Below are 24,262 nucleotides of genomic sequence, written 5' to 3' on the forward strand. Positions count from 1 at the left end.
GTATTGAAAAACCCTACAGAACAGACGCTCGACGAATCTACTATGACATCATTTGACCACATCATTACTAACGCCAATATCGCCACTTTTTCAGCGCAATACGGATTTGATATTGAGACAAGTGATGATGGAAATGAACACGCTGATAGCATCCCATACGGACAACTACTAAACGCGGCTATCGGTATTAAAAGTGGCAAAGTCGCTTGGGTTGGTACACAGGATCAAATCACTGCTCATCTGCCTAAATATCAAGCTAGCCAAATCACAGATGTAGATGGTAAATGGATAACCCCAGGGCTTATCGATTGTCATACGCACATTGTCTATGGCGGCAACCGCAGCAATGAGTTCGAAGCGCGATTGCAAGGCGTTAGTTATCAAGAGATTGCTGCACAAGGCGGCGGTATTGTCGCGACGGTCAGTGCTACCCGTGCCGCCAGTATTGAATCGCTATTTACACAAAGTGAAAAACGCTTAATCGCACTTATGAAAGAAGGTGTCACCAGTATCGAAATCAAGTCTGGCTATGGCTTGGATTTAGACACTGAACGCAAAATGCTTACCGTCGCCCGCCAGCTTGGTGAAAAGCACGGAATCCATGTAAGTACCACCTACCTCGCGGCGCACGCCTTACCCCCTGAATACAAGTCTCACATGCAGGACCATGCGGACGACTATATTGAGCAAGTTTGCGAGTGGCTGCCAATTCTGCATTCAGAAGGCTTAGTTGATGCAGTAGATGGCTTTTGCGAAAATATCGCTTTTAGTACTGAGCAAATTAGACGAGTGTTTGAAGTGGCTCGCTCATTAGATCTACCAGTCAAACTGCACTCTGAGCAATTATCTGATATAGGTGGTAGTGCTTTAGTTGCTGAATATAAAGGGCTATCGAGCGACCATCTAGAGCACTTGTCAGAAGCAGACATCAAAAAAATGGCGGCTAGCAATACCGTTGCCGTGATATTGCCAGGGGCTTTTTATACGCTACGTGACACTAAGCTGCCACCGATTGATGCACTGCGCAAACATCACGTCCCTATGGCTATTTCAACCGACTGTAATCCTGGCACCTCACCGTTAACGTCGCTTTTGTTAACGATGAACATGGGCTGTACGTTGTTTTACCTGACCCCAGAAGAAGTACTGGCAGGCGCGACCCTCTATGCAGCACAAGCTTTAGGATTACCTAATAAAGGAAAAGTAGAAGTGGGCTTTGATGCTGATTTAGCGCTATGGGATATCACCCGTCCTGCGGATTTGGCTTATCAGATGGGGCTAAACCCTATCCAAGGCATTATGGTTCAAGGACAATGGCGTGAAACGACATAGTGATTCTTTATTTATTCACACTCAAAAAGCCTCTATCATTTAGTGTGTGATGAAGCAAAATATGTCAGCCGTCTCGTACAGTCCATTTAGGTCCTCAGTATGGTAACTCTAACCACCATTGATATCTTGCCACTGCTGCCGAGTTATTTTATATAACACGTGCTCGGCAAGCCGATGGTCAGCCTCAAGCATTGGGTGATAAAAATTCTTGCCTGTATCAGTCATGCCAATACGCTGCATGATCAGTTGCGATCGTTTATTGATAACCGCTGTAAATGAAACCACCTCTTCAAGCGCCAGCTCAGTGAAGGCATAGTGCAGTGATGCACGCGCAGCTTCTGTGGCATAACCTTGTCCCCAATAATCTTTGTGTAGTCGCCAAGCAATCTCAAAAGCAGGTGCAAATGGCATATCCGCATGCGCTTCATTTAAGCCAACCATACCGATAAAGGTGTCTGTCTCTTTTAGACTGACCGCCCAAAACCCCCAACCTTTATCTTCAATGAGCTGCGAGCATTTATTAGCTATCGCATCGCTCACTTTTGGTGATAACGGCTTAGGGAAATATTTCATCACGTCAAGATCAGCATTCATTTCAGCGAATATCGCAAAATCACTTGCTCGCCACTGTCTAAGATATAAGCGTTCTGTTTCTATTATATTTATGATTTTATTCTCTCGCATTTCGTTGTTCAAAATGAATACTATTCAAAATAAATCAGGTTAATCAGGCTAGCTATCAAGCCAACCCTGTCTTATGGCAAATGTTAGCTGCTCAGGCGTATCAATGTCGTAGCTAAGTTGGTCATTATCAACCCTACCTATTTGTTCGGCAGGCAGTCCTCTAATTAGGTGACGAAACCCTTTGTCGCCTATCAATTCTGACTGCCAATGTCTAAGCATTTTATAGTTAATTGCTAAAGGCAGACCTATGATATTAAGTGCCATTTCATCTCGATTTTGGTGTTTCTCTAAACCTTGCCAACTGTGATAGCGACTGGCCACTACCGTCTGCTTGCCCGCTAACAAAGCCGTTAAATGTGGCTCATCTAATAATACTTGATCCACTCCCATGATGAGCACTCGATCGATTGAAATCAATTCAAAAGCAGCAATTGTCTCAATACCCAAATGTAAACTATGCGCCATACCCGTTTCAGGTTTCGGGTTCACTACTATTTGAACCGTTGGATATTGATTAGCCAACTCTGTAATCGCACTAGCAATCAAACAATGACTATCAGGAATGACAACGACGATGGCTTGCGGATTGGTGGTCAATGCCAGTCGGGTCATATAAGTAATCAACGGCTCGCCATTCTTAACGAGTAGTTGTTTTGGTTGACCGAGACGCTGACTGAGGCCACTTGCCAAGATGATGACCGTATGATTTTGGCTCTGCTTTTCAGTACTTTCTGTATGTTCAGTACCTTCTGTAAATGCACGCTTACTCATACGCCACTCTGGACAGTATTGGCATCCGTATCACTACTCATCGCTAGGATACTTGGAAAGTTATTTTGTGAGCCACCTAATAATGCAGTTTGACTGTGCATGACCGCATTTATCTGTGCCATGATACCAAGTGCCAATGCTTCAGGACCGTCTCCACCAAGCTTATAACCAATCGGATAATGCAATTTACGGATACCAGCTTTTAAAATAGTAGAATTGCTAATATTCATGCTGATTTCATCAATCAAGCTTTCAGTACGATAGCGCGGCCCCAATTGCCCTAAGTATTTATAATTGTTTGCATGCTCGAGCAGTATTGCTAGACGAGCACGATCTTGACTCAAGCTGTGTGACATCAGAGCGACTGCTGCGTTATTGCTTAGCTCAAGCAAAGCCCCACTGTCATTTAAAGGTAGCGACATCACAGCATCCGCTTGAGGAAAACGCATGCGCGTCGCATATTGCGCGCGACTATCTATAACTGTCACATGCCAGTCCTGTAGCTTGGCCATGGTCACCAGTGGCATCACATCGTTACCCGCCCCGCAAATCAATAAACGCACTTGTGGTTGCAATCGTTGCACAAGCCACTCTGTATTTACCTCACCGTTTTCCACTATCACATATTCGGCATGTTTATCAGACAGCTTATATTGTGCTAACTCTTCTACGGTATCGGCAATTATATTCGAAGAATCTGTTGTCTCTTGTTCTGGTAAGTCTCCCGAATTATGATATTCATCTAAATTGATGCGCATGCCTATTTGAAGCTCAGCATTCTGATAACCGTTAGCACGAATCAAAGTCGCCACTGTGATCGGCTGCTGAGTACGTCGAACATTACAGATTACCTCTAACAATGTTTCAGCCGTTGCCAACCGCTCAAATAATACATGCACTCGCCCATTACAGCCTAATCCGAAATTTAATTCATCAAAGTCTGCGTCATCTAAATCGCTATCTGGCTCATTATGTATATCAGACTTAGTTTGCTTAACACCTGCTTGCACTTGGCCATCGTCAGCATATTTAATGTCATCACCCGTCTGATAGACTTGTACATTGGCACCATTACGAGTAAGCCAAAAGGCACGTTTGATAATATGCGGCTCCAAGCAACCACCACTAATCATCCCAACTGAGTGACCATCCTCACAGATAAGCATCATCGCGCCAGCACGGCGATACGCCGAGCCTTCAGTACGTACGACCGTTGCCAATACAGCATCAATACCTTGTTGCTGAGCTTTGCTTGCCAGCTTAAGAATGTCAGCTACCTGATTCATAACACCTCTTATTTGGTATTTATTTTCTTGATAATGACGAAATATACTGCTGATTGAGTTATAAAAACCCGCTCATTAAGCGGGTTCCTGTCGTACATATGGCTTAAAAAATTACTCTGGCATCTCGTAGAGCAGCTTATCGAGCGTAATTGGAAAATCATAAACACGTACGCCGACGGCATTATAGACAGCATTAGCAATCGCAGCAGCAGCACCGGCAATAGCCGTCTCACCAATACCTTTAATATGCATCGGGTTGGTATAAGGATCATCCTCTTCGACCAATATCACATCCAACTGCGGGACATCTGCATTGACGGGAACATGGTACTCAGCAAGGTCATGATTGCATAGGCGACCATCACGTTTATCATGGATAACCTCTTCCATCAACGCTGAGCCAATACCAAACACCATGCCGCCATAGCACTGCGAAGTTGCTGTTTTGTGGTTGAGAATGCGGCCAGCGGCAAATGCGCCTGTCATACGTTTCACTCGAATCTCGCCCGTAAATTTATGTACGGCTACTTCAGCGAAATTCGCACCAAAAGAAGATTGACGATATTTCTTGCCGTTTTTACCTGGTTTTATCTGACCTTTGGCGCTGAGCTTTTGCTCATCATATCCAGCGATCACGTCAGCAAGCGCATATGAGTCTGTATTGTCAAAATCATATTTTTCTGATGCCGTCTGTTCTTCTAATACATTCTCTGAAAATGAGACTCCTGTAGTTTCAGATATTTTATCAATAGTACTATCAGCGAACGCTTGACCGTTCTCTTTGGCTGCCTCTACCGCAGTCAGATCATGCTTACCTACTTGCTTAATTTGACCATTATCTAGCTGAATCGTATCAGGGTATAGACCCACTTTTTCTGCTAGCATCTCACGCAACTGCTCACAAGCGAGGTAGACGCCACTACCTGCACTCGCTGCGCCCCAGCTACCACCAGAACCTGATGCAGGCGGCAAAGCACTATCACCTAATTTCATCTCGATATGGTCGATAGGTAGTCCTAATAAATCTGCTGCTACTTGAGAAAATACAGTATAAGATCCAGTACCGATATCCGTCATATCTGTCTCAATGACCGCTTTCACACCGAGTTCTTTTGAATTATCGATTTGCAGAGTTGCACGTGCTTCAGAAGACTGAAGTTGGTTACCACGTGCCGCAGCAGCCATGCCCGTTCCTATCCACCAGTCGCCTTCTAATTGACTAGCAGGCTTTGCGTTTCGCTTACTCCAACCAAACTGCTCAGCACCTTGCTCCATACAGGCAATTAACTGGCGCGTCGAAAATGGAATATCTTTGCTAGGGTCTTTCTCAGGTTCATTACGGCGGCGCAGCTCGATAGGATCAATATCTAATTGTGTAGCCAATTCATCCATTGCACATTCAACGGCAATCATACCAACTGCTTCACCAGGTGCCCGCATCGAGCCTGATAGCACTTGGTTCATGTCAACCATTTCATAATTTACACGGCGGTTTTTACCGCGATATAAGTAATGGGTAGACAAGGCAGTTGGCTCAAAGAACGCTTCATCTGGCAAATTACTAGAAACGGTATCGTGAATTAACGTATCGATAACGCCATCCTTATCACAGCCAATCGCAATGCGCTGACGAGTATTTGAGCGTCTGACTGTCGCTTCCATTACTTGTGGACGCGTCATCGTAATTAATACCGGACGACCAAGCTCTTTTGCAGCAATCGCAGCGGCAATAGATTCAGGCGCAATACCGAGCTTGCTACCAAATCCACCACCCACATAGTGCGCGATTAATTGAACTTGATCTTTGTTTAAGTCTAGCGCATCCATCACTTGCTGCTTGCAAGACGCAAGCATTTGATTGGCCGTATAAAGAACGAGCTTGTCACCTTCCCAATGTGCCAATGTCGCATGTGGCTCCATCGCCGAGCTGTTTTGACTGGGCGTATGATAAAAGCGATCAAGTGTTACCTCAGCATCAGTTAGACCTTGCTCAGGATTGCCTTGGACATAATTTTTATCAGAGCCTTTTTTCTCATCAACTTCATGGGCGTTAGACAACTCTTTGGTAAAGTCCAATGCCGCCTGGTCAGTCTCATTTTTATAAGTAACTTTGAGCGCCTTTGCGCCCTCTGTTGCTGCTTCAAAGGTTTCAGCGATGACCACCGCAATAGGCTGACCATGATAAAAAATCTCAGTCGCTCCCTGCTTTGGCGCTTTTTTTAATCCACCTTGCTGAGAATTACGCAAAAAGTGCTTGGGATCTGTCACGACCTTGATGATATTAGGAATGCCATCTAAAGAACTACTATCGATCTTTTCGACTTGTCCTTTAGCAATGGTCGCACCGACTAAGACACCGTAAGCTTTATTGTCTAAATGGATTTCGGCACTGTAAGGCGCTTGACCGCTAACCTTGAGCGAGCCGTCAACACGGTTGATTGGCTTACCAACCAGTTTGCTCGCTGTTGTGCTAAACAAAGACTCAACAGGTTCATCCATAGTCATTTTTTTGGTCGGTTCTGACTGAGTGATTGATTCAAATAATGACATGATTATGCTCCCTCGCCCGCTAGTGCGCGCTGAATGACTTGTTTTAGTAGGCGACGCGTGAGCGGTATCTTAAAGTCGTTCTGACCATTACCTTTAGCATCATTCAATAACAGATCAGCGGCTTGCGTGATAACGTCATTATTGCCATCGGTATCCGTTAATAGTGCCTCAACCGCTTCATTACGCCATGGCTCAGTACCGATACCACCAAATGCCAATCGTACCGTTCTCAGATTGCCACTATCATCAGCGTCTATCACTGCGGCACAGGACACAAGCGCAAATGCATAAGAGGCGCGATCACGCACTTTGTCATAGGTGTGCATACCTTTGATAGGCGCAGGTAATACAACATGAGTGATTAACTCGCCTGCCTCTAATACGTTTTCGATATGCGGCGTATCTTTGGGTAAGCAATAAAAATCTTTCACATCGATAGCGCGAGTCGAGCCATCCGCCTTAACTGTCTCGATAGTGGCATCCAGCAAGCGCATTGCCACTGCCATATCAGAGGGATGCTGAGCAATACACGCGTCGCTCGTACCTAGAATAGCCAGCGTACGGTTTTCACCATTGATAGCAGGACAACCTGTGCCCGGTTCGCGCTTATTGCAGGCGCTGTCTGTCTGATAAAAATAGTAACAACGAGTACGCTGTAAGAAGTTACCGCCAGTCGTTGCTTTATTACGCAGCTGGCCAGTCGCCCCTGCCAAAATCGCTCGGGATAATACTGGGTAATTGGCAATAACTTCAGGATGCGCTGCCAAATCACTATTGGTCACAAGCGTGCCAATACGTAGACCACCATCAGCAGTGGTTTCGACTTGTTCTAAGTCAAGACGAGTGATATCGACCAATTTAATTGGGGTCTCAATCTCCAATTTCATTAAGTCTAGTAAGTTAGTACCACCTGCGATGAAAGATGAATCTTTGGTACTGGCGGATATTGCCGCTTGCTCTGGTGCATCAGCACGACTATATTCAAAGCGTTTCATGAGCGGCCTCCTGTCGTAGCAGTTGCTATCTTATTATTTGCTGAGGCTTTGCCGAGTTGCGCCTCGCTCGGTGGTGGAGACCAGATACCTGTCACGCTTGAGCTTTGCACTGCGTTGTCAGGTGTTTGAGTACTAGAGTCCGATACTTGACTATCTGAAACCTGGCTCTCAAGCACTTGTGAAATTGCTTTGATGATATTTGGATAAGCTGAGCAGCGGCAGATGTTACCGCTCATACGCTCAGCAATTTCTTGTACAAGGCGACCATCAGGATTTTGCAAATCTATGCTCACATGGCTTGGCCAATTCTGCTTTACTTCTTCTATCAATGCAGTTGCTGAGCAAATCTGACCAGGTGTACAATATCCGCACTGAAAAGCGTCATTGTCCTTAAAAGCTTGCTGCAATGCCGATAATGAGTCTGGCATTCCGATGCCTTCAATTGTTGTGATGTCATCACCATCATGCATAACGGCGAGTGTCAAACAAGAATTAACCCGTCGTCCATTAATAAGCATGGTACATGCCCCGCATTGGCCATGGTCGCAGCCTTTTTTGGGTCCGGTGATTTGTAAGTGCTGACGGCAGACGTCGAGCAGTGTCGTACGGGCGTCAAGATTCTCGAGCTGATAATCCTGCTTATTGATTATTAACGTCAAAGTAGACATGCTGGCTTCTCGCTGGCAGATGAATATAATGGGGTGATGAAAACGCCTCGTAAATACAGCGTCAATAAATTTATTATGACGGATGAAAACGGTTGTTTTGTTTTTACTTTGTAGTGATTGCAGTGTAGTTTTTAATCCAAGACAGTATCTGAAAGTGAGTGCTACCAATAGCTGTAGAGTAATTGATAATCATTTACGTTAGCAAGCCTCACCACTCGCCTTTAGCTGATAACTACCGAATTTATCCCGTAAATTCTTCAAGACCATTTCTATAATTTGACTATAACTTGACATAGTCACTTATCAGATCAAGTCTCCTTACAAGTACGGTAGATAAGTTTTTAATGTAAAAAAGCCCCACAGACGAATGTCTATGGGGCTTTTTTATAAATGCTTTAAATATAGTAACCACGCATTAGAACTTACTAAAGTCTTCTTAGCAATTGCTTAATTAGGCTTTCGTGATGATTGTCTGTTCATCAAAGCGTGATTTTGGTAACTCAGCGTTAAAGTCATCCTCACTACGATAACCAAGCGATACGACCGCAACAGCCGTGTAGCCCTTGCTACGTAAGTCAAACTCTTCATCAAGTGCTTTCAAATCCGCCCCTTCCATCGGCACAGCATCAATACCCAAGGTTGCAGCTCCTAGTAGCAAAGCGCCCATATTGAGATATAGCTGCTCTATCAACCAGTGCGGCTCGTCTTTTTGCTCATAACGGCGAATGTCCAAAAACATCTTACGCACTTGATGCATCTGCTCTTTAAATTTTGGTTCGGCAAAACGACCATCAGCGTCCTCTTTGTCTAGTATTTCATTCAAGAACTCATCATCAGCATAGACACGACTACAAAATACGATGACATGTGAGGCGTCTTTTACTTTTGCAGTATTAAATTCATACATGCCATCTGTGCCTTTAGCGATACGAGCTTTACCGGCCTCATCATCAGCAATCACAAAATGCCAAGGTTGGATATTGGTGCTCGAAGGACTGAGACGCAAGATATCTTTTAGGCTCTGGAAATCTTCTGCTGAGATTTTTTTATTGGTATCAAATGCTTTTGTGCTGTAACGCCAGTTCATCGCTTCAGTAATAATTTTCATTTTTGTATCCTGTATCGAATATTAAGTTTTTATTATTTGCTAAATACTTGGTGTTAGCGTGGGTTATAAGTTATGACTACCCATGTCGGCAAAGCTACTGTAGAGAAAATCCCATTTCATAGCCATGACAGATTGGTTAAATATTCATACGTTTTGTTATCAGAGGTTGATTTTTGACTGCCTTATCGCAAAAAAGCAGCTATGAACAATAGCAATCTAGCGAGTAAATGAGTCACTCAGAGCGCATTGTATTCAACTGATTATGCTTTGAATGTTCATTAACGCTTAATGTTTAAAGCATGATTATTAGTGAGGCTTCTTGGTCGATGACTATATCTAAGCGAACACATTTAGATGAGATATATGAGCAATTAGAAGCCTTAAATAAAATACAAATAACAATTCCTGCGAGGAAATATGAGCACATCAGAAAAACCACTCCGAATAGACATCGTTTCAGACGTCGTATGCCCTTGGTGCGTCATTGGCTATCGCCAATTGGCAGCAGCACTTGAGCAAACCAACACGGCTCACACTATCCATTGGCACCCGTTTGAGCTAAACCCAAACATGCCAAGCGAGGGTCAAAACTTACGTGAGCACATCATTGAAAAGTACGGCTCTACCAAGCAAGAGTCAGATGCTAGTCGAATCAGAATGACTGAAGCGGGCTCTGAGGTTGGCTTTGAGTTTAATTTTAATGATGACACGCGCATGCACAACACCTTTAATTTGCATCAGCTGCTACATTTCGCTGATCAGCAAGGCCGTATGCATGACTTAAAACAAGCGTTGTTTGCCGCGCATTTTACCAACAACAGAGATATCTCAGATATCAACGTACTTGCTGATATTGCAGCGGAGATTGGGCTTGATCGTAGTGAAGCATTGGCGGTGTTGGAAGGTCAGTTTTTTGCGAAAGAAGTACGAACAGAAGAGCAGCATTGGCAACAGCAAGGCATCCAAAGTGTACCAGCGATTATCTTCAATGAGCGTCATCTTGTCAGCGGTGCGCAAGGGGTCGAGAATTACATCAGTATTTTAGAGCAGTTGGCTAATATGACTGAGTAAACCCTTTGTCATTATAAAAATGTCATTCTATAAAAGGACACTTTATGTCTTCTGAACGTTTTCCTTCGATTATTGTGTTCGATGTCAATGAGACATTACTTGATATCGACACACTCACGCCTTTCTTTACGCGCGTCTTTGGTAAGCAAAGAGTGCTAAGAGAATGGTTCGCTCAGCTAGTACTGTACTCGCAAACCATGACGTTGTCTGGCCTTTATACACCTTTTGGTGAGCTTGGGGTTGGGGCATTGCAAATGGTTGCTGATATCAGACAAGTAACTTTGACAGAGCATGATATCACTGAGTTCAAAGAAAGAATGAGTGCGTTGCCTGCTCATCCTGACGCCGTGCCAGCACTGACTCGTTTGCGCGATGCAGGGTTTCGACTGGTCACACTGACCAATTCAGCAAGCAGTGCGTCTCCAACGCCACTAGAAAAAGCAGGTCTCAGCCAGTTTTTTGAACAGCATTTTAGCGTTGAGACAGTCGAAAAATTCAAGCCGGCGCCTGAAACCTATCAACTGGTGGCTGATACGCTAGCCGTTGATACGTCAGACTTATGCCTTGTTGCCTGTCATCTCTGGGATACTATAGGCGCACAAGCGGCAGGTTGTCGCGCGGCTTTTCTCACGCGACCGTATAATGCGATGTTGAGCGCGCGCAATGTGCCAGTACCAGATTTGACCGCATCAGATTTATCGACACTAGCGGATCTAATCATTAGCAAAAAAGGTGCTTGAGACTTTCAATCACTAAGCTATGTGTAAAAATAACGTTAAAAAAGGCTGCTTCGATATCGAAGCAGCCTTTTCTTTTTTAAAAAAGTATTGTTAGAACAGTATTTTTAAAACAATCATTCTAACGTTACCGTCAGATATTGCTTTTGCACGATATTTCTTAGAAATGAATGACCGTACGGATACTTTCGCCCTTGTGCATCAAGTCAAACGCTTCGTTGATGTCTTCTAGTGGCATGGTGTGAGTAATGAAATCCTGCAATGGAATCTCGCCTGCCAAATAACGCTCAACATAACCTGGCAACTCGCTACGACCTTTAACACCGCCGAATGCCGATCCACGCCAGACTCGACCAGTCACTAGCTGGAATGGACGAGTAGAGATTTCTTGTCCAGCACCAGCGACACCGATGATGACCGATTCGCCCCAGCCTTTATGACAGCACTCTAGTGCTGAACGCATGACATCGACGTTACCGATACATTCAAACGAATAATCAACACCGCCATCCGTTAATTCAACGATGACTTCTTGAATAGGTTTGTCGTAGTCTTTCGGATTGATGCAGTCGGTTGCGCCCAATTTTTTGGCCAGTTCAAACTTGCTCTCATTGATATCGATGGCAATGATACGACTGGCTTTTGCCATGGCAGCACCAATCACTGCTGACAGACCAATACCGCCCAGACCAAAGATAGCAACAGTCGCGCCCTCTTCGACTTTTGCAGTATTCATGACTGCGCCCATACCTGTGGTCACGCCGCAACCAAGTAAGCAGACTTCTTCTAGTGGGGCTTCTTTATTGACTTTTGCCAAAGAAATCTCTGGCAACACGGTATATTCAGAAAAAGTCGAACAGCCCATGTAATGATAAATAGGCTCGCCGTCTTTATAAAAACGCGTGGTGCCATCTGGCATCAAGCCTTTACCTTGGGTCTCACGTACTGCCGAGCACAGGTTGGTCTTGCCAGAGGTACACATTTTGCAAACACCGCACTCTGCGGTATATAGCGGAATGACATGGTCGCCGACCTGAACGCTAGTTACGCCTTCGCCAACTTGCTCAACGATACCGCCGCCTTCATGACCCAAAATCGCAGGGAACACGCCTTCTGGGTCTTCACCAGATAAAGTAAATGCATCGGTATGACAAACGCCACTGGCGACGATTTTTACCAATACTTCGCCTTTACGCGGCAGCATGACATCCACTTCTTCGATAGATAATGGCTCGTTCGGGCCCCATGCGATGGCGGCTTTTGATTTGATAAATTTGTCTGACATAGTTATCTCTCTTTTTAATTGATTGTTATCTCAAGGATCTGATACAACGTCTTTCGTTATAAGTAAAAGCCCAGTCATTTTCAATTGAACGCTGTCTGTCCGTTTGTATTCATACTCGTGGCAAAAACATATCGATACAAACTGAGCTTATCTTGCTTATTCACCGTAGGCAAGTTTCAATGATCGTAGCGTGTTGTTTATTTGAATCGATACCAACCATTATATTTATTTCTGATCTGATAACAATATGCTATATTTGCAAATATCTTTTACATATTGGTAATAATCATGCGCTGGGAAGGGATTAGCGAGTTTGTCAGTGTGGCAGAATCTGAGAGCTTCACCAGAGGGGCAAAGGTGCTTGGTATCTCGACGGCTCAAGTCAGTCGCCAGATAAGCGCGCTTGAGAAGCGATTGAACATCAAACTGCTCTATCGCACCACCCGCAAGGTCTCACTGACTGAGGAGGGCCGCGTGTTTTATCAGCACTGCCGCAGTGTACTCGATGGCTTGGATGCAGCTGAACAAGCCGTGAGCAATTTACAATCCAAACCCCAAGGCCGAATCAAACTGACCGCCCCTGTGACCTATGGCGAGCAGCAACTGTTGCCGCTAATTAATGATTTTATGGGGCAATATCATGATATCGAAGTGACGGCGTTTTTGAGTAATCAAAAGATTGACCTAATTGAAGGTGGCTATGATTTGGCCATTCGTATCGGCAAGTTGAGCGACTCGACGATGATGGCAAAAAAGCTCAGTCAGCGTACCAACTTTATTTGTGCAGCGCCCTCTTATCTAGACATACACGGCACCCCGCAAAACCTTGGCGAGCTGGGTCAACACAACTGTTTGCTTGGCACTCGCGACTATTGGCATTTTATAGATGTTGGTAAAATAAAAGAAAACCCTAATATTAGTGGTAAAGCAACTGGCCAGAAATCCAGTGTCGAAAGAAACCTACGTGTCTCTGGGAGCATTCAATACAACAGTGGCTACAGTCTAGTCGACGCCGCTCTCAAAGGCTTAGGCATCGTGCAATTGCCTGATTATTATGTGCAAAAGTACCTCACGTCAGGTGAGCTGGTCAGTTTGCTCGATGATTATAGAGAGCCTGAAGAAAGCATCTGGGCCATCTACCCTCACAACCGTCATCTCTCACCGAAGATTCGGCTTTTGGTAGATTATTTGTCTGAGCATTTGGTGTAGCAATCTATTCCGATATATTGCAATAACCAGCCTGATTACGCACAATGAGTATTCGATATTACCAACTATCACAAACAATCAAAGGATATGATTATGATAAAACTTGTCTCTGTCGCGGCACTAGCATTGGCCGTGTCATCCTGCGCCAGTATCGACACGCTTTTGACCAAAACCGATAACACAGGCTCAATGAGCAAAACCATGACGTCTATCAATGCTGACAAAGGCTTGGTGACTATGCAGAGCAATCATTCCGTGCAAGACACTGCCGATAAACTGGTCTCAGTGATCGAAAGTAAAGGCATGAAAGTATTTGCGCGTGTCGATCATCAAAAAAATGCACAAAGTGTCGATTTGTCATTGCGTCCAACGCAAGTCATTATGTTTGGTAACCCAAAAGCAGGCACACCCTTGATGAACTGTGAACAAACCGTCGCGATTGATTTGCCGCAAAAGATTCTAATCAGCGAAGATGCTGATAAAAAAGTATGGCTGTCTTACAACAATCCTGAGTACCTAAAAACCCGTCATAATATCAAAGGTTGTGATACCGTCATTGATAATATCTCAAAAGCACTGAATGCTGTCAGTACAGCGGCGGTTGCCAAATAATACCAAACTAGAAAAGCATGATCTGAGCAAAAAAAAAAGTGGGTAGCAAAAGCATCACCCACTTTTTTATATATTTAAAACCGTGATTTATAAAATTTTCATACAGAACTATCAGACAACGCCATTTGATAATGTAGCTCTACTTTGAGCTTCTTTGCACATTCGATGATTTTTTTGCGATCCGCAGGTATGGCGCCATACTCAATCGCCGTCTCTCTCATTTGTACTGTGACATCATAATGAGGATAGCTAGCATCACGGTGGAATAAGCGCGCATCTACCTCAATCAGTGCCGCAAAATCATGCAGCTCCTCTAAACTGTCCGCCAACATATGGCACCATTTATAGCCTTTGAATTTTATCTGCACAAAATCTACATATATTGCCATATCTTAGCCCCTCAGTTTCATTTACCGCCACGCTCAACACAGTCTCTTATGGTTGTTATCAGACGCACCCTAACCACAATTAATGAGATGATATCTGAAGGAAACCTTCACAATAGTTCGCGCACATTCTTTTTGAGTTGATGTAGCCGCGCTTTATATTCTAAGTGGTTATGATTAAACGTACTCAAGCGTCCATAACGTAACTGACGGTAGTCTTGCCTGATTTCAAGAAGCTTTGCATGAATTGCTACCGGATCATCACTGTCTGTCAACTGACTTGCTGTATGACGAGTATCATCTTCATGGCGGCTATCAATAGCGGATGCCAAACGCTCAAGCCATGCCAATTGCCCTTCATTATCATCGCGGGCTAATAATTTATCACGCTTACCAATACGCTGTGAGAGCTGTACCAATGGCAAGTCTACAGGATGCCAATGCTTGCGGCGACGCTGCCAAATGATGAATATCAAAAAAGCCATGACGATAACCGTACTGGCGGCCAACCAAATAATCTGCTGCATGATGGAGCGGATATTGAACCATTTTAGTAGCGAGTCTGCCTGTGTGTCCTGATCATAGCCGACCACATCTTTTTGCCAATAGTAGCTCGCTTGGTCAGAGAGGCGACGTAGCGTTTGGAGCATTTGATACTGCTGATAGCTGATTTGCGCACTTGCGCCATCGCCAAACATCGCTGAGCCTTGCTGCTGCGTCATCGCATTCATGCCTTGCTCTACCCGTTCAGGCGCTACAAAAGCCGTGGGATCCACACGTACCCAGCCTTGACCCTCAAGCCACACCTCAGTCCATGCATGCGCATCCATCTGGCGCACTTCCCATACATTGCCATTGCGACTGGGCTTCCCGCCCTGATAGCCTGCAACCACTCGTGCAGGGATACCCGCTGCCCGCAACATAAAGGTAAAACTCGACGCGTAATGCTCACAAAATCCCGCTTTGGTATTGAATAAAAACTCATCGATACGGTTGTTGTTCAATCGCGGTGGTGACAAGGTATAGCGAAAATCTGTCTGATTGATCCAGTCCTCAATGGCCGCGATGTAGCGGACTGGGTCTGATCCTGACTGTGCAAATAGCTGTTTGGCCAGCGCGCGTGATTGGGGATTGCCCTCATTTGGCAAGGCCAAATTCTCGCGCCGAGAAGCTTCTGTCAAAACAGGATCGATATTCATTGGCGAAAACTGCGCCACCTCATAGCTTAGCTGCTGGGTGACAGGCTGATTGTTTAATAACGTGAAATCTGATGTGGTCGTGATATCGTGCTGCTGCGAAAAAGGATAATCGAGTCCAAACAACCAGTTTTGCTGCGTTGGCTCTAGGATCATTCGATAGTTATTGGGTGCAGACCTCACATCGTCAGGAACGGTAGCAAAGGCGTTTTGAACCCAAGCAGGTAGTGGTGACCCGGCTACCCATTGGCTTTTTTTGGGACTTGGACGCCATGTGACGCCATCAAAATCACTAAATACCAAGCCGCGCCAATATAGGTCTTGCTGCGGCGGCTGACCCTCTGCAAACTCCACCCGAAAAGCAAGCTCAGTGGACTGACCTAAATTGGCAAAATCACCAGGAGACATGCTATCAGAGACACCCGTAGTCACCTGCTGACCAGACAGCTGCACTGACCATAACGGCGGCAGTCTCGGGAAGAATAAAAATAGCACTACTAATAACGGTAATGCGCCAACCCCTAGCACACCCAATGTACGCAGACGCCCATCACCGCGAGCGTTACTGTCATCATTGAGCGCGATGAAAGCCAGCAGTACCACTACCGCACCTACGATAACCTCCAGCGTCGTGACTAAGCCTTGATCCATCAAAAACAGCGCGGCCAATACAAACAATGACAAGTTTAGCACTACATAAGCATCTCGGCGCTTGTACATCTCCCAAAGCTTACTCACCAGACATAGCACCAAAAACGCCACGCCCATATCCAGCCCAAACGCTGTGTTATAAGTCAGCCACAGACCGAGCAGACCAAATAAAAACCCAAGCATTTGCATGCCTTGATAGACACGCTTTAAGTGCGACTGTTTTTTGAATCGCGACTTAACGCTTGGCAATTGAGCGATGATACTAACCACAGCGAATCCCATCAACCACAGTGGTAGATGAGCAGCATGCGGCAACACGACGACTACTTGAGCCATCATGACCCAATAGTACGCTGGCAATGCCAGTAGCTTGCGATACCACTTAGACGTATTACGCTCAGTGCGAACTGTCACTTTTTGACCTAAAGCCAGCTGTTCAAAGCCAGCTGTTTTTGGCGCATCGATTGTCGAGGAGTATTTGAATTCAGTCATGGGGCTTTTGCCAGTCTTAGCAAGCACGCTTGCGCAAAGGTATCACCCTCACCTATGATTGGGGCAGCAGGATGATCACTAGGCAAGCGCATTTGAAACGGTACCCCAAGTTGACCCAGTATTAATGCGCCGTGAGCCAACTGCGCAAGCTTCTGCTCATGATGACCAGCTGGCATATCTGCATAGTCGAGCGTTTGCTCATGACCGACAGGATCGGCAAAGTGCTTGGTCAGCATCCCTTGTCCTCGTGCCACATGGCCCCAAGAGACCCGTGCCAATGACTCACCTTCGACATAGTTATCTAGCCGCTCAAAATCATCTTGACCTTGGCGATACTGGCCACCTATCGGTAAATCCTCCAAGCTTGCCACTGAATACTGCGCTTGCCAATCAAATGTGTCAGGCTTGGGATACACCCACGCCTTTCGCGCAAAATAGACGTAAGACCATGCACGCATGATACCTAGAGGATAAACCGTTTTTATTTTTAGCCGTGGCAGCTCAAGTTGACCACGATTGTAAGTCTCGACAGGTAGTCGTATGATTTGCTCGTTTTGTAATCTCGTGACGAGTATGGCGTTTTGTCCATTCGTGCCAGCATTACCCTTGTGCGCAATTGGTTGCTCAAACTCAACCAGCAACTGTCGCCGTGGTTGACGACCCTCATTGTTCAGTTGTAGCGTCACCCAAAGCGGTGCGCCTGCCTCTGCCATCGTGACCTCTAATAGACGCACTTGCAGGCCAGATATATGTGCAAAAGTCACATGAAAACTAATCAGCCAGACACTGACCAAATAAAAACACAGGCCAAGTACCAGATTATTGCCATAGTTGATACCCGCGATAAAAGTAATCACTAATAACACTGCGAATAGCATGCCTTCACGACTAAAAAAAATATAGACGTTACGCAAATTGAGAGTGGCACTGTCATTTCTGGGCGCACGCGAGGCAAACCAACGGCTAAGTGCTGACCTGATTGGTACGGTTAAGGCCTTTGGTAAAAAGCTCATGACTACCCTATTCTTGCCATATGATTGACTGTGCGATCGGTATAGTAAGTCTATATAAATCCGCTACATCGTCATCCTCGCTAAGCATACTAATGTATAACTTGCACTCGGTTTCCTTGTATCGAAATTATATTGAACTGACTATATTCGATTAACCGGTTCGGTAATATACCTTTATATGAGACCACGCTTTAAACTACGAAAATGACAACTAAAGGGTGACTGGTACGTCTGATAAGATACGCTGTGCGATAGTTTTTGTTGCCTGTCCACCAGTCACATGCGCAGGCACAAAGCGTTGACCAAGACGATGATCAGTGACTGCAGCAAACACAGCTTGGATATCTTCAGGCGTCACCTCCATATGACCTGACACATAAGCATGAGCCTGAGCGGCACGCTGTAGTGATAACACACCACGCGGTGACAGACCATGATACTCTTGGCTCGCGCGAGTTTTTGCAACCAGTCTTTGTAGATAATCCAGTACCACGTCTGCCACATAGACCTGTTTGACACCTTGCTGAGCGAGTAGTACTGCAGCCGTATCGAGCACCGCATTCATTCCCTTTAGCAACTCGCGACGATCCTGCCCTTTTAGTAGCTCACGCTCTGCCGCCGGTGACGGGTAGCCCAACGACAGACACAGCAAAAATCTATCGAGCTGTGATTCAGGGAGCGGATAGACACCTGCTTGTTGTAGTGGGTTTTGGGTGGCGATAACAAAGAATGGCTGCGGCAAAGGGTAAGTTTGACCGTCTTGAGTGACTTGTCGTTCTTCCATCGCTTCTAGCAACGCGCTTTGCGTTTTGGGACTAGAGCGATTGATTTCATCTGCGAGTAATAACTGAGTAAAAATAGGACCAGGACGAAACTCAAATTGCTGCTTACTCTGGTCGTAGATACTCATCCCTAAGATATCCGCTGGCAGCATGTCATTGGTGAACTGCACTCGGCTAAAGCTCAACCCTAACAGCTCAGCTAACCCTTGAGCCAGCGTTGTTTTACCCATGCCAGGCAAGTCCTGTAGCAATAAATGCCCGCCTGCCAGTATGCCACTGAGTGCTAACTTAATGGCTTGCGGCTTATCCAATACGATTTGGTTCAACTGCGCCATCAGCTGTGCAATTTTCTGCTGATTGTCTTGAAAATCGGCAGCGCTAGGCATGAGTTGGCTGAGCGTATTCGCTGTTTTCTGATGTATAGAGGAGGATATATCGTTAGCAGTATGGGTCATAGTCAGTTGTTGGCTCAGGTTTTGGCTTAGGAAAATCAGTAATCAGACATTATTTTTTGTCATCTGATGGTGTTGGTGCATCAGCACGCAGTGTCGATAGATAGGCAATGATATCAGCACGCTCTTTGGCGTCTGGCATCGGGTCTGATAGCATTTTAGAATCTGGTATGGCTTTTTGTGCATCCGCAATATACGGGTCAAGCGTTTTTGCATCCCACACCCATCCCGATGCCGTTAGCCCTTTACTGTAAGTGTAATCTTTCAACGTTGCAGCAGATGCGCCATAGATGTTCATCAATTGCGGGCCTTTTTTGTTGAGACCTGGATTGAGCTGATGACATTGTCCGCAGGCATCTTTATAAATGATTGAACCGTTATCCGCGTCGCCTTCGGTATATGGTGGCAGTGTCACAGTCTCACGATAATCAGGCGGCGTATGGTTACAGGCAGTGAGCAATAGAGCAGCAGTGAGTAGACTGCTCATTTTATATTTAGTGATGATAGACATTTTGGCAATCTTTAGCTGAAGCGTATCAGCGACAAGTAAGAGGCGTCATTACCACTGCAATGACATTATATGGACTCGCAGAACGAATCGCTACGTATTGGTGAGTAGGCCTACAAGCAAGGCGCAAGTTACTTTTAAAAGAGCAAATCATACTCTTATTAAAGCGATAGCGTACACCAATACTCAAAACATCTTAACCCATTAAACGGCAATTTTTATCGTTTGGCTAGGCTCTTCTAAATAATAGCCTTGTAAGTAGCGTGCACCCACGCTCCATGCGACAGACATGGTGGCGGCATCTTCAATATAAGGCATGAGCACATCGACTTTCAGATCATTGGTACGCAGGATAATTGATTTAACCGTGTCTAAATTATCTGCTGAATGGATGTCTTTTATGTAGCTATGAGGCAAGCGCACCATGTCAGGCTGCACAAAATTAGCAATTTCAACCGATTTAGCAGAAGATCCAAAATTATTGATACCCATTTGACAGTTGACTGCGCTGAGCGCTGAAAACTGAGACTTTGCCACGGTTAAGTGTTCTGATACGTCTTTTTCATTGAACTGTAGCGTCAACACGCCAGCAGCTCCGCCTACGGCTTTGATTAACTGGCTTGCCACGTTGGGCAACTTCTTATCAATCAATGACGCACTGGTCAATTGCACCAGCAATCTCGCGTCAGGGTGAGACTTACGCACATCATTTATTTTTTTACAGGCATTAATGAGTACCCAGCGATCTATTTTTTCGAGTAATTTATGGGTTCTGGCAACGGTCATAAATTGATCAGGCGTCAATACGGTATTGTCAGCATCTGCCAATGGCAGTCGTAGATATACCTCAAAAAAATCACTGCGGTCTTGACTGATATCATAGATAGGCTGGAATGACAGCTCAAAGCGATTGTTGGTAATGGCATTAACCAACGACTCTGCCAGTGCATGATCATCATCATTAGCATGTTCACTTGGATCATACAGATGATACGTGCCGCCCTGATTGGAGGTTTGTACCATGATTTGACTGATTGCATCCATCGCCCGCTCTAATATAACGGCAGGCTCTGCTGAATTTTTTTCAATTTTGACGATAGCAATACTGACAGTGGTATTTGTCGTACGATTTTCCACTTCAATAAACATATCTTTGACACGGGAGCCGATATGTTCGGCGAGCGTTTTTAGCGCTGCGGTCGTTTTGTCTTTTACCAATATCATAAACGCCGTATCGCTAAAACGGCTCACATGGGCATCAGCTGCCAGCTCATTCAAGGTATTGGCAATCTGCTTGACAGTCTCATCTATCCCTTGTAATCCCAAGCTGCTTCTGATTTTTCCAACGTTATCGAGCTGGACATATAACAGCCCTGCTTTTAGCTCACCTTGAGTCGCTTGTTGGTGTACTAGCGCCATTTGCTCTTCAAATCCGCGGCGGTTATCAAGCCCTGTCAAGTTGTCTGTACGCTCAGCTCTGGCCAAGCGTTTTGCCACCTCTGCACTATTACTACTATTATTATTCTGTTGGATAATGATTTGGGTAACAGGCTCACCCTCTAATGTCGCAGAGGCAAGCTGTAATTTTGCGGCAAACGTACTACCATCTGTACGTACGCTCTCAAAGTTGAACTCAACTTCTTGGCGATTGCCTTTATCAAACTGACGCAAAAACTGCTTAAAACCCTTGACGTCATCAACGCCTGAAATCAGATCGATGATCGGTACGCCAATGGCGTCATTCATCGACTTAAAGCCAAATAGCTGAAGATAAGGGTCATTGGCAAATATGTGCACCCCTTCATCTATATAAGCAACAGCACTCTTTGAGTTTTTGATCAATACATTGGCACGTTGCTCTGCGTCCAACAGAATTTGACGCAAGTCCTTTAGCTCACGACGACAGACCAAACTATCATGCTGCAGGCGAATAGCCATCACTGCAGCCATGTCTTGATCGGCATCCAGTGCTTTTACCATAGTGCCACTGATAACCATCGGCAACCCATCCTCATTACAGGCAGTGGCTGCTATCTCTGTATTCGTCAGGCAAATGATGGGTAAGTCAATGTCTTGCTCTTGTACGATACCGACCACATCCGTAAAACTCATGTCATAAGCCGTACCAAACACTAAAGCATCCCACGGCTGGCGCAGCGATTTTAGCAGCTCTTCTTTATCATCCAAAAAGCCCAAATTTATTGTGTCGTAATAACTATTGAGCAACTGTACAAGACGTTCGGCATACAGCTGATCGTCGTTGATTACCAATAAGTTTAAGATGGACTGAGTACGCATAGGAAGCCTTTGAACCTTATAGTCGTGTGTTGTCTTTTATTTTAATAGCGTTAGGGCGTGTGGAATATTCGACTAGGATACTTGTTGGGGTTGTATTTAGACAGTAAAGGCACTTTATAAGTCAGAGTAACAATATCTGTCATTATAGACAATAACTTTACCAACTGCAGATTAACTTAAGTAGGCTATTGATTAATATATTACCCAAAAACCCTCACCTATTTTCTGCTACACACCCTCTATCTGTCTTGTAATAATTAATAAAAACTATAACTGTATCACTTCATACTGACTAAATTCATCAGTCATCAGCACTCTATTCCCTAAACGCAAAGCAGTTTGTTTACTATTAATACGCATGACCACTCTATCATTGGTCTGAAAATAAGAGGACGGCACAATCAAGGTACTAGTCGTTTGTAATTGACTGTCCTTACCAAGGATAAATGCCGGCACAAAATGACGTCCTCGGGTTGCGTCACCTTCCAAACGTAGACCACAGGCCACCAACCTGCGTCCAAGCAGCTGCCACTCAACTTCTGGATTTTCAGTGTCAAAATTGCGCCAACGCGCGATGCCCATTGCCCAATCAGATTGCCCATCTATTGTAGGATAACAGACCAGTAGTAGGCTCATGATGTGTAATCTTGGCGGCGCAGTGGTCGACAAATCAATATCCTGCGTCTCTATATCGATACCTTCTTGCTTGTTTATTTTTATCTTCAAAGGGTTTTTATCTTGGATGCTGTCCTTATCATTTATAAAAGTGTCGCCAATGCGACTCTCTTGTCCATGAGACTGCTCTTTGCTGATGAGCGCACTATCATTTTTTTGTGACGGCCGTCTTAGGGTATGAAATATCGATGCCCTACCCTGACTATCAAAGCTATCATTATTATCAAAAGTCTCAATCTCTAATTCATAATGACGGCTTTTCTCTTTACCAAAGGTGTCATATAGCGGCCTCTCTTCCTCTGATAGGTTGTGAATCGCAATTAAATTGCTAAAACTCTGTGAATGACTCACGCGATAGTGAATCTTGTTATAGCTGGTTATCAGCACTGCTTTTTGACGATTACTATATTGGGTAAGTGGCGTGAGCGGCGGCTGCAAATAGCGATAGCGAATGATCATCGCTATATTACTCAGCAGGCTATATTCCATACCTATACTACCATCCACGACAAAAGCCTGCTTGCGTGAGTCAAAGTACTGAACCAGCGGTGTCAGCTCAATAAATAAACAAGCGCGTCCTTCTTCATATGGATTGATGTTAGAGTTGGCTGTCAGGTAACTTGGCGGATTACTGCTCTGCAGATCAACGAATACTCTCGTCTCAGTGGTTGGCTCTACCGTTGCAACGATGTGATTTGCCCATTCGGGTAACAGGCGCTGCACCAGCAAAATATTCGGACGACGCATGGCACGTACATTTAATAAATGATGCAAACAAATTTGGCCATATATCTGATGAAGATTACTGGCATACGGTACGACTGTGTGATTACTCACATCAAGCTCAGCAATGCGCTGCTGCTGTGCAAGATAATACAATTGATTGATTTGAGACCAAAAATATCTCGATGGTTTCTGATAGCAAAGCGCATCTTCATCCAATAGCTTTTGATACCTCAATAACGACTGGAAAATCGCAACAGCAAGTGTGGGTGAGGGTTGGCTGTCCACACCAAAATAACGCTGCCACCGTTTAATTAAAGGCTTTTCTACTTTATCATCTAATAGTGAGCTTTCATGACGTATGACTCTATCATAGAGCATAATAATGAGGTAATTGAGCGATTTTATCTGCGCCACATAGCCAATTTGTTCTTCACTAAGCGCCCCTGTCTCATAGATGTAGTGCTGCCGAAAAGTAGCAATTAACCGGTCTGAGGCTTCAATCACTGTCATCGATAATTTGAGGCGTTGCGACTCCTCTATATTGGCATCACGCAATGCGATCAGAACGGTTTCTAGATACTCCGCTTGCTGCTCTTGGGTTTGTGACGTTAGCGTGCCTAGTGATTTAAGCAAATAGCGCTCTTGACCATTCACTAATCGACTTGAGGATGTTGGCAGTGCTGCTGTAGAAGACAGGTACTCTTGAAACATCGATAAAGTTATCATCAGTATTGCTACTCACTATTGATTAAATTAACGCAAAGAAAATAGGCGA

20 protein-coding genes are annotated in these 24,262 nt (G+C 44.9%); 5 read left to right on the plus strand and 15 right to left on the minus strand.

Annotated elements, in window-relative coordinates; genetic code table 11:
* The first annotated feature begins 42 nt into the window (after positions 1-42).
* Positions 43-1,332, plus strand: coding sequence for an imidazolonepropionase (gene hutI, locus I6E86_RS06130; protein WP_413786991.1), 1,290 nt, complete (start codon positions 43-45; stop codon positions 1,330-1,332).
* 108 nt (positions 1,333-1,440) lie between these two features.
* Here the strand turns inward: hutI and I6E86_RS06135 are convergent, their stop codons facing one another.
* The 7 genes from I6E86_RS06135 to nfsB form a co-directional block, all read right to left on the minus strand.
* Positions 1,441-2,016, minus strand: a complete 576-nt coding sequence (locus I6E86_RS06135; RefSeq protein WP_197176160.1) for a GNAT family N-acetyltransferase — start codon at positions 2,014-2,016, stop codon at positions 1,441-1,443.
* A 48-nt stretch (positions 2,017-2,064) separates the two neighbouring features.
* On the minus strand, positions 2,065-2,787 hold the full coding sequence (locus I6E86_RS06140; RefSeq protein WP_197176162.1) for a nucleotidyltransferase family protein: 723 nt from the start codon (positions 2,785-2,787) through the stop codon (positions 2,065-2,067).
* Entirely contained in the window at positions 2,784-4,073 is a 1,290-nt protein-coding gene (locus I6E86_RS06145) for an XdhC family protein (protein ID WP_197176164.1), read from the minus strand. The genes I6E86_RS06140 and I6E86_RS06145 overlap by 4 nt, the downstream gene beginning before the upstream one ends.
* Positions 4,074-4,184: 111 nt before the next feature.
* Complete coding sequence (locus tag I6E86_RS06150; protein ID WP_197176167.1) at positions 4,185-6,623, minus strand: xanthine dehydrogenase family protein molybdopterin-binding subunit; 2,439 nt, start codon at positions 6,621-6,623, stop codon at positions 4,185-4,187.
* Positions 6,624-6,625: 2 nt separating this feature from the next.
* Positions 6,626-7,618: an FAD binding domain-containing protein gene (locus I6E86_RS06155; RefSeq protein WP_197176168.1), complete on the minus strand. Its 993-nt coding sequence runs from the start codon at positions 7,616-7,618 to the stop codon at positions 6,626-6,628.
* Positions 7,615-8,286 carry a 2Fe-2S iron-sulfur cluster-binding protein gene (locus I6E86_RS06160; RefSeq protein ID WP_197176171.1) on the minus strand — a complete coding sequence of 224 codons (672 nt, stop codon included), beginning with the start codon at positions 8,284-8,286 and terminating at the stop codon, positions 7,615-7,617. Before I6E86_RS06160 ends, I6E86_RS06155 begins: the two co-directional genes overlap by 4 nt.
* Before the next feature lie 451 nt (positions 8,287-8,737).
* Complete coding sequence (gene nfsB / locus I6E86_RS06165) at positions 8,738-9,394, minus strand: oxygen-insensitive NAD(P)H nitroreductase (RefSeq protein WP_197176173.1); 657 nt, start codon at positions 9,392-9,394, stop codon at positions 8,738-8,740.
* Positions 9,395-9,811: 417 nt separating this feature from the next.
* Between nfsB and I6E86_RS06170 the strand changes: the two genes are divergently transcribed.
* Both I6E86_RS06170 and I6E86_RS06175 read left to right on the plus strand, forming a co-directional pair.
* On the plus strand, positions 9,812-10,465 hold the full coding sequence (locus I6E86_RS06170; protein ID WP_197176175.1) for a DsbA family protein: 654 nt from the start codon (positions 9,812-9,814) through the stop codon (positions 10,463-10,465).
* Positions 10,466-10,509: 44 nt separating this feature from the next.
* Positions 10,510-11,205 (plus strand): haloacid dehalogenase type II, encoded by a 696-nt coding sequence (locus I6E86_RS06175; RefSeq protein WP_197176182.1) that lies wholly within the window; start codon positions 10,510-10,512, stop codon positions 11,203-11,205.
* Positions 11,206-11,362: 157 nt separating this feature from the next.
* Here the strand turns inward: I6E86_RS06175 and I6E86_RS06180 are convergent, their stop codons facing one another.
* Positions 11,363-12,487, minus strand: coding sequence for an S-(hydroxymethyl)glutathione dehydrogenase/class III alcohol dehydrogenase (locus tag I6E86_RS06180; protein ID WP_197176184.1), 1,125 nt, complete (start codon positions 12,485-12,487; stop codon positions 11,363-11,365).
* A gap of 288 nt (positions 12,488-12,775) precedes the next feature.
* On the opposite strand from I6E86_RS06180, the gene I6E86_RS06185 reads away from it, so the two are divergent.
* Positions 12,776-13,696 (plus strand): LysR family transcriptional regulator, encoded by a 921-nt coding sequence (locus I6E86_RS06185; protein ID WP_227680562.1) that lies wholly within the window; start codon positions 12,776-12,778, stop codon positions 13,694-13,696.
* Positions 13,697-13,789: 93 nt separating this feature from the next.
* Positions 13,790-14,308, plus strand: coding sequence for a DUF302 domain-containing protein (locus I6E86_RS06190; protein WP_197176186.1), 519 nt, complete (start codon positions 13,790-13,792; stop codon positions 14,306-14,308).
* A gap of 98 nt (positions 14,309-14,406) precedes the next feature.
* On the opposite strand, the gene I6E86_RS06195 is transcribed toward I6E86_RS06190, so the two are convergent.
* The 7 genes from I6E86_RS06195 to I6E86_RS06225 form a co-directional block, all read right to left on the minus strand.
* Positions 14,407-14,697 carry a DUF4031 domain-containing protein gene (locus tag I6E86_RS06195; RefSeq protein WP_197176188.1) on the minus strand — a complete coding sequence of 97 codons (291 nt, stop codon included), beginning with the start codon at positions 14,695-14,697 and terminating at the stop codon, positions 14,407-14,409.
* Between the two features lie 107 nt (positions 14,698-14,804).
* The gene (locus tag I6E86_RS06200) at positions 14,805-17,033 is read right to left on the minus strand and encodes a transglutaminaseTgpA domain-containing protein (protein ID WP_197176190.1); all 2,229 of its coding nucleotides are present in this window, start codon (positions 17,031-17,033) and stop codon (positions 14,805-14,807) included.
* Positions 17,030-18,046 carry a DUF58 domain-containing protein gene (locus I6E86_RS06205; protein WP_197176199.1) on the minus strand — a complete coding sequence of 339 codons (1,017 nt, stop codon included), beginning with the start codon at positions 18,044-18,046 and terminating at the stop codon, positions 17,030-17,032. The genes I6E86_RS06200 and I6E86_RS06205 overlap by 4 nt, the downstream gene beginning before the upstream one ends.
* 211 nt (positions 18,047-18,257) lie before the next feature.
* Positions 18,258-19,214, minus strand: coding sequence for an AAA family ATPase (locus I6E86_RS06210; RefSeq protein ID WP_197176602.1), 957 nt, complete (start codon positions 19,212-19,214; stop codon positions 18,258-18,260).
* 118 nt (positions 19,215-19,332) lie between these two features.
* Positions 19,333-19,791 carry a c-type cytochrome gene (locus I6E86_RS06215; RefSeq protein WP_197176201.1) on the minus strand — a complete coding sequence of 153 codons (459 nt, stop codon included), beginning with the start codon at positions 19,789-19,791 and terminating at the stop codon, positions 19,333-19,335.
* 201 nt (positions 19,792-19,992) lie between these two features.
* Positions 19,993-22,086, minus strand: a complete 2,094-nt coding sequence (locus tag I6E86_RS06220; protein WP_197176202.1) for an EAL domain-containing protein — start codon at positions 22,084-22,086, stop codon at positions 19,993-19,995.
* Between the two features lie 267 nt (positions 22,087-22,353).
* Positions 22,354-24,213, minus strand: a complete 1,860-nt coding sequence (locus I6E86_RS06225) for a hypothetical protein (protein ID WP_197176204.1) — start codon at positions 24,211-24,213, stop codon at positions 22,354-22,356.
* Between the last annotated feature and the right edge of the window lie 49 nt (positions 24,214-24,262).

This window comes from Psychrobacter sp. SWN149 (assembly GCF_015864565.1).
Lineage (GTDB): Bacteria > Pseudomonadota > Gammaproteobacteria > Pseudomonadales > Moraxellaceae > Psychrobacter.

What these genes read in the sequence shown, in the direction of transcription:
- hutI (WP_413786991.1), top strand. Translation starts at nt 43, where the DNA reads ATGACATCATTTGACCACATCATTACTAACGCCAATATCGCCACTTTT.
- I6E86_RS06135 (WP_197176160.1), bottom strand. Translation starts at nt 2,016, where the DNA reads ATGCGAGAGAATAAAATCATAAATATAATAGAAACAGAACGCTTATAT.
- I6E86_RS06140 (WP_197176162.1), bottom strand. Translation starts at nt 2,787, where the DNA reads ATGAGTAAGCGTGCATTTACAGAAGGTACTGAACATACAGAAAGTACT.
- I6E86_RS06145 (WP_197176164.1), bottom strand. Translation starts at nt 4,073, where the DNA reads ATGAATCAGGTAGCTGACATTCTTAAGCTGGCAAGCAAAGCTCAGCAA.
- I6E86_RS06150 (WP_197176167.1), bottom strand. Translation starts at nt 6,623, where the DNA reads ATGTCATTATTTGAATCAATCACTCAGTCAGAACCGACCAAAAAAATG.
- I6E86_RS06155 (WP_197176168.1), bottom strand. Translation starts at nt 7,618, where the DNA reads ATGAAACGCTTTGAATATAGTCGTGCTGATGCACCAGAGCAAGCGGCA.
- I6E86_RS06160 (WP_197176171.1), bottom strand. Translation starts at nt 8,286, where the DNA reads ATGTCTACTTTGACGTTAATAATCAATAAGCAGGATTATCAGCTCGAG.
- nfsB (WP_197176173.1), bottom strand. Translation starts at nt 9,394, where the DNA reads ATGAAAATTATTACTGAAGCGATGAACTGGCGTTACAGCACAAAAGCA.
- I6E86_RS06170 (WP_197176175.1), top strand. Translation starts at nt 9,812, where the DNA reads ATGAGCACATCAGAAAAACCACTCCGAATAGACATCGTTTCAGACGTC.
- I6E86_RS06175 (WP_197176182.1), top strand. Translation starts at nt 10,510, where the DNA reads ATGTCTTCTGAACGTTTTCCTTCGATTATTGTGTTCGATGTCAATGAG.
- I6E86_RS06180 (WP_197176184.1), bottom strand. Translation starts at nt 12,487, where the DNA reads ATGTCAGACAAATTTATCAAATCAAAAGCCGCCATCGCATGGGGCCCG.
- I6E86_RS06185 (WP_227680562.1), top strand. Translation starts at nt 12,776, where the DNA reads ATGCGCTGGGAAGGGATTAGCGAGTTTGTCAGTGTGGCAGAATCTGAG.
- I6E86_RS06190 (WP_197176186.1), top strand. Translation starts at nt 13,790, where the DNA reads ATGATAAAACTTGTCTCTGTCGCGGCACTAGCATTGGCCGTGTCATCC.
- I6E86_RS06195 (WP_197176188.1), bottom strand. Translation starts at nt 14,697, where the DNA reads ATGGCAATATATGTAGATTTTGTGCAGATAAAATTCAAAGGCTATAAA.
- I6E86_RS06200 (WP_197176190.1), bottom strand. Translation starts at nt 17,033, where the DNA reads ATGACTGAATTCAAATACTCCTCGACAATCGATGCGCCAAAAACAGCT.
- I6E86_RS06205 (WP_197176199.1), bottom strand. Translation starts at nt 18,046, where the DNA reads ATGAGCTTTTTACCAAAGGCCTTAACCGTACCAATCAGGTCAGCACTT.
- I6E86_RS06210 (WP_197176602.1), bottom strand. Translation starts at nt 19,214, where the DNA reads ATGCCTAGCGCTGCCGATTTTCAAGACAATCAGCAGAAAATTGCACAG.
- I6E86_RS06215 (WP_197176201.1), bottom strand. Translation starts at nt 19,791, where the DNA reads ATGTCTATCATCACTAAATATAAAATGAGCAGTCTACTCACTGCTGCT.
- I6E86_RS06220 (WP_197176202.1), bottom strand. Translation starts at nt 22,086, where the DNA reads ATGCGTACTCAGTCCATCTTAAACTTATTGGTAATCAACGACGATCAG.
- I6E86_RS06225 (WP_197176204.1), bottom strand. Translation starts at nt 24,213, where the DNA reads ATGATAACTTTATCGATGTTTCAAGAGTACCTGTCTTCTACAGCAGCA.